Raw genomic sequence first — 12,015 nt, 5'->3', positions numbered from 1 at the left:
TTCGAAACCGGAAGGCTTTTTGATGCCGAGCGCCGCAGTTCTCACGGACGAACGCATTGTCCAGTGCAGGAACCACTCGGTGACTGCCCAATGACCGCCGGTTGCACCAACATGAATGATGCCGAGCCAGGCGATCAGCAAGCCGGCAACGGGCGCCAGGGCGGCGGCGGCAGCCAAACATTTCAGACAGCGCTTCACGGTGCCTGCCCTTCGGTCGGTTTCGCAAATGGCGCACGCAAGAGTCTCGCGGCCAGGCCAACGCCACCGGCAAGATAGGCAACTGCCCCAACAAACAGCATGACGATGCCGCCAAGCTGCTGATCTTGGCTCGCAGTCATGGTCACGCCAAAGCAGGTCACATCAGCCACGCCATAAAGAGGGCGCGGAGCCATCGTCAGCAGCACTGCGAGAAGCGTCATATGCATCGAGGTGAGAAGGAGTGCGACAGCCCCGCTAAGCCCTGCATCTGCTTTCCTGCCGGCTCCAAGACACGCAAGCCAGAGAAAGCCGCCCGCGGCCAGGAAAATTGCAAGCTCAGCCAGACGCATGCCAATCGAGGTTTCCGCCAGATCCCGCATCGCCGGGACATGCCAAACCCAAACGACGACGAGCTCGACGAAGGACAACAGAAGGCCGGCGCCAGGATGCCAGTGGCTGCTCGGGTCCCATCGTGTTCCCGAGACAGCGAAAGCAGCGAGCGGGGCGACCACAGCAACGAGCGCCATGTGCGTCCCCATATGTCCGGAAAATGCCCGTGGGTCGAAAACAAACAGAGATGTGCATACCGCCGCCACCAGCAAAATCATAGCAGCGATGAGACTGGCCCATCTCATGAAAAGCACCCGTTGATCAGCATGATCGGGGTCGCCACGAACAGGACGGCGACGAAACTCAGGGCCGATAGAAGCATGGTTGCAAAGCCCTGGAAGAGTCTGCGCGCCCGATCCGTCGGTTCATCATGCGGTGGGTCCGCCGTGCCAAATCCCCATTGTCTCCAAGCGAGATAGGCAGAAATCGCTATCGTTACGAGTGCCAGCAAAGTTAGGGCGCCAAGCATCCACTGAAGGCCGACATATTGTTGCGCGCTTCCTCCCTTGGCGCAGAAGATCGCCGCCGTCAGATAACAGACGAGGAAATGCAGCGCCCAGACAATCGGCGCCGTAAACAGCGTCCAAAAAGTCTCGATCTCTCGCGGTAATAGCCGCATAGTTCCTCTCACATCATTGCCGGGAACAAACCGATGACACCCAGGGTGGTAAACGCGGTGATCGTCAGAAAGTGCCAATATAGAACCACATTGACGAGATCGATGTCATGAGCAGCGGTCAGGTGACCGAAAAAGCTTCGCGCCAGGCAATAGACCTGCATCACCACGCCAACGCTGGCATGACAAACGAGCCAAAGCACCAAAACCCAGACGATGGCCGGATAGACATGCTGCGTCGGATCCATCTGCGAGAGCCACGGCCCGGCCAATGTAGCGACACTGCCGAGAAGCGTCAGAGCAAGTGCCCACAAGACAAGCAGACGCATCGCAACTCTCTGACCCCTGCGGTTCACCGACCGCGCCGTAACCATTGCAAACCAAGCTACGAGAAACAGGCAGAGGGACGCCATTGGCCATCCGATACCAGGCCCGGAAAGGCCGGCCGTGAAGTCGCGATGGATGGTCCAATAGAAGAAGTAGCCGAAAACCAGGCTACCGAACGCCGTTCCGTCACCAACCATGGTGATGAACATCGCCCACCAGCCAACCGATGCGGGTCCAGAGACGTAGAGTGGCAAGGAAAGGCCAAGGCCGACATTTTTTCCCGCTTTCTCGGGCACGGTCGCCGTGCCGGTCCACAACCAGCTGACCACGAAAACAAGGAAGGCGGCGGCAAACAACGTGGCCAGGAGCCACCAGTGAAAGGTAACGGCCACAAACACCCCGCCTAGCGCGGCCGCACTGAGGATGGTCAGATAGGATGTACCGCCGACGCGCAGACATTGGATCGGTTCGGCATCGAGCACAGAAGTGACGAGCGTCTCGCGAAAGCCCTCTGCTGCATCGGGCAGATAAAAGCGCGCGTTGTCTATATCTTCGCGAATTCCCGGCTGGTCCCAAAGCGGGTAGCGACTGCTTATGATCGGGATCGAGCGCACACCCCAGTTTTCCTCTGGTTCGGATATCCACTCGAGGGTTCCGGCATTCCAGGGATTAGCCTCGCCCCTGGGCTGGCGATGCTTTGGCCTCAAGACATCGACGACAACAATGAGGATGCCCGAGGCGAAGACGAAGGCGCCCACCGTCGAGATCAGATTGAACCAATGCCAACCGACATCGTTTGGATAGGTAAAGACACGCCGGGGCATGCCGCGCAATCCGGCGAGGTGCATCGGAAAGAAGGCGAGGTTGAAGCCTGAAAACATCAGCCAGAAAGCAATCTTGCCCAACCGGTCAGAGAGCTTCCGGGCATTGATGAGCGGATAGTAGTAATAGATGCCGGCAACGACGGGAAAGAGCATGCCGCCGATCAGCACGTAGTGCAGATGCGCGACGACGAAGTAGGTGTCGTGCGCCTGCCAGTCGATCGGTACGAGCGCAACCATGACGCCTGTCAGGCCACCGATGACAAAGATCACGAGACCGCCGCCGCCAAAGAGCATCGGTACGGAAGGGATCACGCGCCCTGCCAGCATCGTTGCTATGAAGACGAATATCTGGACGCCGGTCGGAATCGCGACGGCCTCGGAGGCCGCGGAGAAAAAGGCAAGGGAGATTTGCGGCAGGCCCGTGGTGAACATGTGGTGGACCCAAAGGCCGAAGCTTAAGAAACCGGTTCCGACCGCCGCCAGCACGATCCAGGAGTAGCCGACGATCGGTCGTTGGGCGAAGGTTGGAACGATCATCGCCATCAGGGCGATCGCCGGCAGGAAGATGATGTAGACCTCCGGGTGACCGAAGATCCAGAAAAGATGCTGCCACAGCAGGGGATCGCCGCCGCGCTCGGCATCGAAAAATGGCCAGTCGAACATCCGCTCCATTTCGAATAGGATGTCGCCGGCGATAAGAGGCGGGAAGGCAAAAAGGATCATACCGGCGACAATCAGCAGATACCAGGCAAAGAGCGGCATCATGTTGATGCGCATGCCCGGAGCGCGGCATTTCATGATGCCGACGATCAACTCTACTGCTGCGGCAATCGAGGCCACTTCGATAAAGGATAGCCCGAGCAGCCAGATGTCAGCGCCAATACCCGAATACTGTTTGTCCGTGGCCAGCGGTGGATACATGAACCAGCCCGTATTGGGTGCTGCGTCAAAGAAGATCGAGCCGCATACAAACAACCCGCCGAGCAGGAAACTCCAAAAACCAAACGCCGAAAGCCGCGGAAAAGGTAGTTCGCGCGCGCCGAGCATCGGCGGCAAAAGGAAGATCGCCACAGCCTCGAAGATCGGCACGGCAAACAGAAACATCATGACGGTTCCGTGCAGGGTAAACGCCTGATTGAAGAAATCCGCCGACAGGAAATCGTTTTCGGGTATGGCGAGCTGCGCGCGCACGAGCAACGCGAGGACGCCAGCAAACAACATGAAGATGAAGGCTGTGCCCGCATACCAAAGGCCGATTTGGGTATTGTTGACCGAAGTCCAATAGCGCCATCCCGACGGATTGGCCCAGACAGCTCGAAGCTGCCGCTCTTCCTCGCTCTTCGACGCCTGTTCGCCAAGCCGGTCCTCGGTGGTGGTCATGTTTCACCTGCGAGGTAGTCGATGATTTCGTTCAATTCGTCCTGCGGGATCATAGGGAATGCCGGCATTTGGGCGCCGGGCTTGACAGAGGAAGGATCACGAATGAAACGGGCGAGGTTTTCCGGCGTGTTGGCCAGCGCCCCTGCTCCCACACGCTTGCGCTGCCCGAACCCTGTCAGGTTCGGGCCTGTCAAGCCTTGTGCCTGTGTCCCATCAAGCGCGTGACAGGCCGAGCAGCCATGAACGAGAAAAGCGTTTGCGGCGTCGTTTCTTGTTGATCGCCTTTTCGCGCGGCTTTGTTGCCATGCCTGAAAATCTTCTGCGGACAGAACGTCTGCGGTAAGGTTCATGAGGGCATGCGACGTGCCGCAAAACTCCGCGCATGGCCCGCGATACGAACCGATGCGGGTCGGCTCCAGCCAGAGGGTGTTGGTTCGCCCGGGCAACATGTCCATCTTGCCCGCAAGGGCGGGGATCCAGAACGAATGGATGACATCGTGCGCCTTGAGCGAAATCCGGATCCGTCGATCGACGGGCAGTGTGAGTTCGTTTGCGGTTTCGAAAGCAATCCCCCCTGACTTGTCGAGGTATCGAATGCGCCACCAGAACTGTTCGCCCGTGACCTCGATCGCCAGGTCCGCCTGCTGCCGATCGAACCATGGTCTCGTCGCCGGCATGCTCCACACCGCATAGGACAGAAGCGCAAAGAGAGCCGCCGTCGGCGCTACCACGCCGCCCCAGGTGATAAACCTTTGGGCCTGCTCTTGGCTCAACTGGCCCCGGCGCGCACGGCCGGCGTAGATCAGGAGGGATATGACGACAAGCCAGACGAAGGCTGCACCGACCACCGCTACCGTGATCAGGTTCTCGATTGCCGAAGCCTCGCGGCCAGCCGCTGCGAAGGTGGATTGCCGATCGCCGCAGCTTGCGAGCGGCATGGAAAGCAGGAGGGCGACGGAACCGCGAACGCCAATGACAATGTGACGGTGGATGAAACTACTCTTCTTTTTGCGAACAAGACTACGCATCGCCCAGCGGCTGCATCGACAGGTCAAATGGCCCTCCCCTTCCCTGATGAGATGGAAACTGCGACCTTGGCGGGAAGTTCCTTCCGAAATCACGTTTCGGCGCATTTGGCGACAAGCGATGAAACGAACGACGGATTGGCGAGTTAGACGGCTGTCAAAGTCTTCCGAGGAGTGTCAGCATGCAACGCGTTCTGATATCGATGGCGGCATTGTTCGCCGTCCTTCTGATTGTCGGTGCAGCGCTTGTTTTCTTATCTCAAGAGCAGGCGAAACTAACGGCTGAACAGGGTTACGGAACAGCCCCGCTACTGCCAGAACCCAATCCCACCCTTATCCCCACGGTTAATGTGGCGGAGGCGTCCCACTGGGCCCCAGGCGAAAAGCCGACGGCTGCCGATGGGCTCGTTGTCGGCGCTTTCGCCGAGGAACTCGATCATCCGCGTTGGCTTCACGTCCTGCCAAATGGCGACGTTCTTGTCGCGGAAACGAACAAGCCAGAAAAGGAAGACACAGGTTTCAGCTTGCGCGGCTTTGCCATGGGACTGTTCATGGGGCGAGCCGGGGCAGAGGTTCCGAGCGCTAACAGGATCACGCTGTTGCGCGATGCGGATGGCGATGGCGTTGCAGAAACCCGGTCAGTCTTCCTCGAAAACCTCAACTCGCCATTCGGCATGACCCTGTCGAACGGGGTCCTCTATGTCGCCAACACCGATGCCATCATGGCGTTCGACTACAAGGATGGCGACACGACGATAACGGCACAGGGCCAAAAAATCGTCGATCTGCCTGCCGGTCCGATCAATCACCATTGGACCAAGGACGTCATTGCCAATCGGGAAGGAACCAAGCTTTACGCAACCGTCGGCTCCAACAGCAATGTCGGTGAAAACGGCATCGAGGCGGAAACCAACAGGGCAGCCGTGCTGGAGGTCGATCTGGTGAGCCGACAACTCCGCCTTTTCGCATCCGGACTGCGCAATCCCAACGGGCTTTCATGGCAGCCCGAATCCGGCGCGCTATGGGTTGCCGTAAATGAGCGTGACGAAATCGGAAGTGATCTTGTCCCTGATTACATGACCTCAGTCAAGGACGGCGGGTTCTACGGCTGGCCGTACAGCTATTTCGGCACCCATGTCGACGTCAGAGTAAAGCCGCAAAGACCCGATCTCGTCGAAAAGGCAATCGCGCCGGACTATGCACTCGGACCTCATACAGCTTCCCTCGGATTGACGTTTTACACCGGCGAGCTCTTTGGAGCGCAATATCGGAATGGGGCTTTTGTGGGCCAACATGGCTCTTGGAACCGCCGACCGCGTAGCGGTTACAAGGTAGTTTTCGTTCCCTTTGCCAACGGTCAGCCGTCCGGGCCACCAAAGGATATTTTGACCGGGTTCATCGGAGGCGACGACAAGGCCCGCGGTCGTCCCGTCGGCGTTGCCGTTGACCGGCAGGGTGCGCTTCTCGTCGCCGACGACGTCGGCAATGCGATCTGGAGGGTGACGCCCGCCAAATGAGAGACCTTTCGATAATACGGAACCGGTTGCCGAGCGCGCCGTTTCTTCCTGACAGGGGAATTCCGACCCCTACCTACTGATCAACCGCGGCCGAACCCCGAAGGAGATAAAAATGTCCAACAATGTGCAGCGTGGTGGCGACGTGAAGTCCACCGGCGAGAGCGATACGGAGTTTGGCAGATCAATGGAAAGCAAGGCACAGTTTGCCGATGCGCGGCGCCAATCGACCGATTTTGTCGGGGATGGCGAGACGTTGAACGTCTATCGGCTGGTGCCGGTGGCCGCACCCACGGACCCGCGGTGGCAGAATGCCCTCAATCAAGGTGAGGTGCTGGTGGCCGCTCGTTCGTCGGGCGATGCGCGTGTCGTCGCTTCGGGATGCGAACTAGACTACATGGAGGTCGATGCCGCACCCGCCGAAGGCGTCAGCACGCTGGATGCAAGCGCGTTCCGTGACGAAAAGCTCTACACGGTCATTGAGGTCGAGCATGCAAAGCCAGGGCTTGTGCGCGGCCTGATGGAAGGCGACATATCGGTAGCCACTATAAAGCCGGTACAGATCTGAGTGTCACGCTGGGAGACGCTCGGTCTGTTTGACGATGGCGGCAGTCTGAATGCTTCAGCCTCTATTCTCTTGATGGCTCGGTCTCTGACGGCGGCTCCCAGCCGAAGACACTGCGTCCGCCAAGTGAGGCGGAGTTTCGGAATTCGCCGGCAACGATTTCCTTCAGGTCAGGGCCGGTCACGTAATGTTCAAGGCGACGCGCCTGCTCGTCAAGGCGCCGAAGTGCGTCGAGCTCTTCCGTGTTACCGAGCTTGCCTCTTGAAACGGCGGACTTCATCACCTTGAGTGTTTCGTCATACACTTTCAACGGAACGGGGAACGGATGACGATCCTTGCCGCCGTGAGCCAACGAAAAGCGTGCAGGGTCGGAAAAGCGGCATGGTGCGCCGTGGACGACTTCAGCAACCATGGCCAGTGCTTCGACGGTTCGCGCGCCGACGCCAGGCGTCAAAAGCAGCTCCTGAAAATCCTTCGGTCCCCGCTCGGCTGCAGAGGCGAGCGCTGCATGCAGACGTCCCATGTTGACGTCCTTTTCGCGCACGTCGTGGTGAGCCGGCATGATCAGATGCGGGAGCGACAGTTGATCTGGAAGAATTTCGACAACGGGCCCTCCCCGCCGCACGGCGAGGGCCTCGCGCACGATGCTGTCCGGTCCCATATTTGCAAGCAGGTCAAGCTGTCCTTCTCGCGATCGCTCAGCGCGTCGGTCGGCGAGGTTGACGATGATGCCTTGGGCGTTTCCTTCAATGGCAGCATGCGGGGAATCGAGAAAGCTTTCCAGGTTTTCCGACAGCCAGTGATAGCGCCTGGCCTGTCGTTGATCGCCGTTCATACCCTGCTGGACGACGACCCATTGTCCATCGTCGGTGACGATGAAACCGTGCAGGTAGAGATCAAATCCATCTTGAACCGCGGCACTGTCGATCTTCGCGACGAGGCGGCTGGTGGTTACGAGACGGTGAGCGTCGAAGCCGACCCGATCACCGATCGCAAGCAGTTCCGCGGGAGTTTTACGTGACTGCGCACCACGCCCGCCGCAAACATGAATTCCAAGCTCCGCGGACAGCGGCGTCAGTCCGCGCTTCAGAGCGCCAATGACGCTGGTGGTGATACCGGAAGAGTGCCAGTCCATGCCCATCACGGCGCCAAAGGACTGAAACCAGAAAGGGTGGGCCATTCGACGCAGGAATTCGTCTCGTCCGTAGTGCAGGATGACAGCTTCGGTAATGATGGCACCGAGCTTCGTCATGCGATCTCCGAGCCACTTCGGCACGCGCCCGCCGTGGAGGGGAAGATCGGCACTACCGGAACGTTTTACCATGAGCTTATCCTGTTGATCCGCAACGACGGATGGCGCGTTTTAGCATTTGCGGTGCCGGATTGGGAAGTTTGCGCTTGAGGCGGACGGTCGCAGGCTGGACGGGTAAGAAGCTCGACTGCCGTTTCGTTGGCCAAAAGGTGAAAGCGGAAAAACCCTGATGTTCTCCATCCCCATCGCGTCCGCTTGACACAGCCTGTGACCTCTATAGGGAATGCACCCGGTGCTGGGATGTTCCACCGTCATTCCCTTCGATGGATTGATTGTGACGCCGGCACGTCGATTTCCGACAAAACGGTCGAGTCTGGAAAACTCCGGCTTAGAAAACCAGAACCCCTTGCGCCGAATCGCCACGGCAGATCGACAGCCTTGCTGATGCCAACACGCGGACCTCGGCAAACCTCGACTGCACTGCTGCCGGCGGAAAGCCTGAAAGGGGCCGAAAAAAGTGACAATCCGTCGAACTCCTGTGACACAGCCAGTGCCTGGCAAAGGCGCCCGGGGCCTGCACATAAAAGAAATGTGTTGGCGCCGCTGCGTCGCTGTCGCATCGATTCGATGCCAGTGGTCGGTTCGATCGCCCGGATCAGCACAGCGCTGCCTGCTTCGCATACGAAGTTCAGGCACCAATGCAGCCCATAGGACCTGTAAACGTAGGCATTGCCAGCTGCAGCGAACATGGAAGCGTTGCGTTTCGTCGGGCCTTTGTGACTATGGGAAGCGGGATCTTCGATTGTGTAAGCTTCTGTTTCGACGATTATGCCGCCGACGCCGTCGACCTCCAGGACGGTCCCGATCAGCGCTTCGGCAACATCAACAGCGTAACGATTGAAAAACGCATGCGAAATCACTGCTGTTCCTCCCTTCTCCGGTGGCCTTGTGGGCGACGAAATTTGGCCGTTCCCAACAGAAGCCGCCAGCGTCTGGCGGCCCAGATCGATAGGCAAGCTCAGTCGACCTTTCGCCGACGTCTTACGCAACCCGTCCTATGTTTAAAAGCGGCACGCTCGTCTCAAAAGGCAATAACTTGCAATGGACGAAACACCGGTACAAATCCTCGCGTTCGCTTAGCGTTGGAACACATCCGAACCTTTCTTGGATGCCAGAAGCGCGACGGCATCATAAAGAACCGAAGATCGACCATCGCGATCAAGCTAGCCGGCTGGTACGTGTTTACCTTTTCGATCACGTGAGCGATCAACATCGAGCGCGCCGGATCAACGGCATGATCTGGAAGGCAGAGACGATCATTAGCGCCGTCGGATAGACGCCCCCCAGAGGTATCCTATGGCGGCGGCCGCAATCAGAACGGGGGCGAGGTGGTCCCGGATCCGGTTCTGCGTTGTTTCAAGTGCGACGACAGCCTCAGTCGCGGCCAACCGGGAGGTCCCCGCAACGATTGCGGCGAGCTCCTCGCGCAGGTTCACAATTTCTGTCCGCAGCGCCTCAAGTTGGGCCTGTCGTGCCAGTCTGGCGTCATTTTCTGGTGCCGTCTCGAGTGGCTCGTCGACGACCCCGACTTTTGCGAAATCGTCATCGCTTTCGTAGCCGGTCTGATCCACCATCGCTATTTCCTCTCACATGAAGGCAATGCCATTCAACGGTGAAAACGTCGTGTTGTTCCATCGGAAACGACCGCGGCGAGCATTTACAAATGCCAGCCCCAATGGAGCGTTCGTGACGAATGAACCTGTGGCGTTCGTGAGCGTTAGGCTCACCAGATAGTATTTTACGGTGACGACGATGCCTAAGCCCAAGGAAAGGTCTGATAGCGAACCCCGTCGTGGCGCCACAGCGAAATTCGCCTACGACAGAATGACGGTGGAACGCTTCCGCAATGCGTTCCCACGCGCTCGCTGGAACGAGGAGCAACGCAGTTGGTTCGTGCCGGGCAAGACCGCCGGCAAACGCATTGCACAGTGGCTGGCGCGCGAGAGCGAAAACCTCGATTTATATGCGGATGTCAAAGGCCGCGATGCGTACGCTTTCGATCCTATTTCCAGTCAATATCTTCAAATCGAAGACGATATCCAGATACGCACCCCTTATTCCAGGGACGTTGTTGAGCAATTGCGGTTGATCCCTTGGGCTCGGTGGGATGATGAGATGCACGCTTGGCGGGTGCCGTTCCGATCCTACGAAGCACTGCGACGTTCATGGCCTGATATAGACGCAGCTGCGCGCGCTAGCGAACCTGAGGAACGCAAGCGCCGGAAGGAAGCGGAAAAACATACGGCGAAGTACGAGCGCGCGAAATTGCGCTATGCCGAACGGCGCCGCCGGCGTTATCCGGTTCCAGCCGGGGCGCTACCACCGATCGGTCAGGCGGTGACGACATGTTCCTACGGCGTGGTGATTATAGCCGAGGTGGCCGGAGAATACGCCGAACCGGATGATATCAAGCGCTTCTATCCCCATGCTGCAGGCGATCCGCACGATTTTATCTGGGTTCGTTGGCGCCCGGCGACGCTAGCCGAACTGGTGGCAACCTGGCCGGCGCGTGAGAAGCCGAACGCGTTCGAGAAGGCGCGGGGCTGGTGGCGGCCAGTTCTGGACGAGCTGCGTGAAGCGCGATCGGAGGCGCGCCGCCTGGAGCGAAAAAAACAAAGGAGAACTGCGCGCCCCAGTGAGAAGGCCCGTGGTGCTGCACACGAAGGCACCCGTTGAGCATGTCAAGCATTTGGAAGTGTACGAGAGCGTGAACGTCGTTCTGCGGAGGCAGCGTGCACTGATGCTCGTCATCCTCGGGAACAATGAGGGCTTTTCCTGCTTTTTCCTTTCGATTGGAGGTTTGATGACGCGCTATTTTTTCGATCTTCATAACGGTGACGGGGAAACACGAGATGAGCAAGGCGTCGAGCTTGGCTCGCGGGATGCCGTGATGCAGGAAATCCTCATGGACGTTGCTCGGGATGAACTCCCAGATCGCAACCGCACAGACATATCCGTTTTGGTTCGTACCGACATCGGCAAAGCCGTTTCGGTCGCAACGCTCACGTTTCGCAATCAATGGCTCGATTGATTGTCGCGACACGGGGAAGTTTACGGCGTCGCTCGACCAGCTCTTAGGATTTACCGCCTTGCGCCTCGGAGATTGCGATTTCGGAACTATCTTGATCCGGTCGCGGTTAGTGGCACATCCAAATGGAGGAGCGTGACGTGCGTTTTCTACGAGACAACAGCCTGACGATCGTCCTCGTGACCGCGACACTCATGACCATAGCCGGCATGTACATAGCCGGCTGGCTGGCGAACAATGAAGAGTTGGCGGCCCACGGATCGCCGGCGCTGACATTGATGCAGTATGGCTTAAGCGGCGACTTTCTATCCGCCGTCTTCGAGAACTGGGAAAGTGAATTTCTGCAAATGTCGGTCTATGTCGTGCTGACCGCCTATCTCTATCAAAGGGGCTCTGCGGAATCCAAGGATCCTGACGAGAGGTCGCCTCAAGACGAAGGACTTGCGCACCGAGAAGAAGATCCCGAGGCGCCGTGGCCAGTCAAGAGGGGCGGTATGGTGCGGCTGCTTTATGCGTACTCGCTGGGAATTGTTCTCACCGGTCTCTTCCTTGCGAGTTTCGTACTCCATCTTGTCTCCAGCGCCAGATCGGAGAGCGAGACGGCGCAATTGCATGGCCAAGCGACAACGACGGTCATGCAGCATCTCGGCAGCGCACAATTCTGGTTTGAATCCCTTCAAAACTGGCAATCGGAATTCCTGTCAACGGCGCTGATTGTTGTTTTGTCGATCTTCTTGAGGTACCGGGGCTCTCCTGAATCCAAGCCTGTAGGCGCGCCTCACCGCGAGACCGGCTCATAAGAGCAGCGGTTGGCCCGCGCGTGCGCCGATACGGTG

The 12,015-nt window shown here is 58.5% G+C and carries 12 protein-coding genes; 5 read left to right on the top strand and 7 right to left on the bottom strand.

Going from position 1 to position 12,015, the window contains the following annotated elements; all coding sequences use genetic code 11:
• Positions 1-194: 194 nt before the first annotated feature.
• The 4 genes from C6558_RS12365 to coxB are packed head-to-tail and all read right to left on the bottom strand — an operon-like array spanning position 195 to position 4,856.
• Positions 195-806 carry a cytochrome c oxidase assembly protein gene (locus C6558_RS12365; RefSeq protein WP_245449169.1) on the bottom strand — a complete coding sequence of 204 codons (612 nt, stop codon included), beginning with the start codon at positions 804-806 and terminating at the stop codon, positions 195-197.
• A gap of 23 nt (positions 807-829) precedes the next feature.
• Entirely contained in the window at positions 830-1,207 is a 378-nt protein-coding gene (locus C6558_RS12360; RefSeq protein ID WP_057205539.1) for a hypothetical protein, read from the bottom strand.
• Positions 1,208-1,215: 8 nt separating this feature from the next.
• On the bottom strand, positions 1,216-3,735 hold the full coding sequence (gene ctaD, locus C6558_RS12355) for a cytochrome c oxidase subunit I (RefSeq protein WP_057205541.1): 2,520 nt from the start codon (positions 3,733-3,735) through the stop codon (positions 1,216-1,218).
• A complete protein-coding gene (gene coxB, locus C6558_RS12350; RefSeq protein ID WP_245449155.1) occupies positions 3,732-4,856 on the bottom strand; it encodes a cytochrome c oxidase subunit II in 1,125 nt (374 codons plus the stop codon). The genes ctaD and coxB overlap by 4 nt, the downstream gene beginning before the upstream one ends.
• 86 nt (positions 4,857-4,942) lie before the next feature.
• On the opposite strand from coxB, the gene C6558_RS12345 reads away from it, so the two are divergent.
• Together C6558_RS12345 and C6558_RS12340 are read left to right on the top strand one after the other, a co-directional pair.
• Entirely contained in the window at positions 4,943-6,277 is a 1,335-nt protein-coding gene (locus C6558_RS12345) for a sorbosone dehydrogenase family protein (RefSeq protein ID WP_107027300.1), read from the top strand.
• 112 nt (positions 6,278-6,389) lie between these two features.
• Entirely contained in the window at positions 6,390-6,842 is a 453-nt protein-coding gene (locus C6558_RS12340; protein ID WP_057205543.1) for a hypothetical protein, read from the top strand.
• Between the two features lie 61 nt (positions 6,843-6,903).
• Here C6558_RS12340 and C6558_RS12335 read toward each other — a convergent pair whose 3' ends face one another.
• The 3 genes from C6558_RS12335 to C6558_RS12325 form a co-directional block, all read right to left on the bottom strand.
• The gene (locus tag C6558_RS12335; protein ID WP_107027299.1) at positions 6,904-8,163 is read right to left on the bottom strand and encodes a DUF763 domain-containing protein; all 1,260 of its coding nucleotides are present in this window, start codon (positions 8,161-8,163) and stop codon (positions 6,904-6,906) included.
• A gap of 239 nt (positions 8,164-8,402) precedes the next feature.
• Entirely contained in the window at positions 8,403-9,008 is a 606-nt protein-coding gene (locus C6558_RS12330) for a DNA-3-methyladenine glycosylase (protein ID WP_107027392.1), read from the bottom strand.
• Positions 9,009-9,410: 402 nt separating this feature from the next.
• On the bottom strand, positions 9,411-9,725 hold the full coding sequence (locus C6558_RS12325) for a hypothetical protein (protein ID WP_057205550.1): 315 nt from the start codon (positions 9,723-9,725) through the stop codon (positions 9,411-9,413).
• 178 nt (positions 9,726-9,903) lie between these two features.
• Here C6558_RS12325 and C6558_RS12320 point away from each other — a divergent pair, with 178 nt between their 5' ends.
• The 3 genes from C6558_RS12320 (at position 9,904) to C6558_RS12310 (ending at position 11,979) form a co-directional block, all read left to right on the top strand.
• Positions 9,904-10,827, top strand: coding sequence for a hypothetical protein (locus tag C6558_RS12320; RefSeq protein ID WP_057205607.1), 924 nt, complete (start codon positions 9,904-9,906; stop codon positions 10,825-10,827).
• A 127-nt stretch (positions 10,828-10,954) separates the two neighbouring features.
• Positions 10,955-11,182, top strand: coding sequence for a hypothetical protein (locus C6558_RS12315; RefSeq protein ID WP_057205609.1), 228 nt, complete (start codon positions 10,955-10,957; stop codon positions 11,180-11,182).
• A 137-nt stretch (positions 11,183-11,319) separates the two neighbouring features.
• Entirely contained in the window at positions 11,320-11,979 is a 660-nt protein-coding gene (locus C6558_RS12310; protein WP_057205612.1) for a DUF6766 family protein, read from the top strand.
• Positions 11,980-12,015: the final 36 nt, after the last annotated feature.

It is taken from the genome of Ensifer sp. NM-2 (genome assembly GCF_003024455.1).
GTDB lineage: Bacteria > Pseudomonadota > Alphaproteobacteria > Rhizobiales > Rhizobiaceae > Ensifer > Ensifer canadensis.
This window is presented reverse-complemented; position numbering and strand designations above follow the sequence as displayed.

Bases quoted from the DNA above. Each gene is read 5' to 3' on its own strand.
- C6558_RS12365 (WP_245449169.1), bottom strand. From the start codon at position 806: ATGATTTTGCTGGTGGCGGCGGTATGCACATCTCTGTTTGTTTTCGAC.
- C6558_RS12360 (WP_057205539.1), bottom strand. From the start codon at position 1,207: ATGCGGCTATTACCGCGAGAGATCGAGACTTTTTGGACGCTGTTTACG.
- ctaD (WP_057205541.1), bottom strand. From the start codon at position 3,735: ATGACCACCACCGAGGACCGGCTTGGCGAACAGGCGTCGAAGAGCGAG.
- C6558_RS12345 (WP_107027300.1), top strand. From the start codon at position 4,943: ATGCAACGCGTTCTGATATCGATGGCGGCATTGTTCGCCGTCCTTCTG.
- C6558_RS12340 (WP_057205543.1), top strand. From the start codon at position 6,390: ATGTCCAACAATGTGCAGCGTGGTGGCGACGTGAAGTCCACCGGCGAG.
- C6558_RS12335 (WP_107027299.1), bottom strand. From the start codon at position 8,163: ATGGTAAAACGTTCCGGTAGTGCCGATCTTCCCCTCCACGGCGGGCGC.
- C6558_RS12325 (WP_057205550.1), bottom strand. From the start codon at position 9,725: ATGGTGGATCAGACCGGCTACGAAAGCGATGACGATTTCGCAAAAGTC.
- C6558_RS12320 (WP_057205607.1), top strand. From the start codon at position 9,904: ATGCCTAAGCCCAAGGAAAGGTCTGATAGCGAACCCCGTCGTGGCGCC.
- C6558_RS12315 (WP_057205609.1), top strand. From the start codon at position 10,955: ATGACGCGCTATTTTTTCGATCTTCATAACGGTGACGGGGAAACACGA.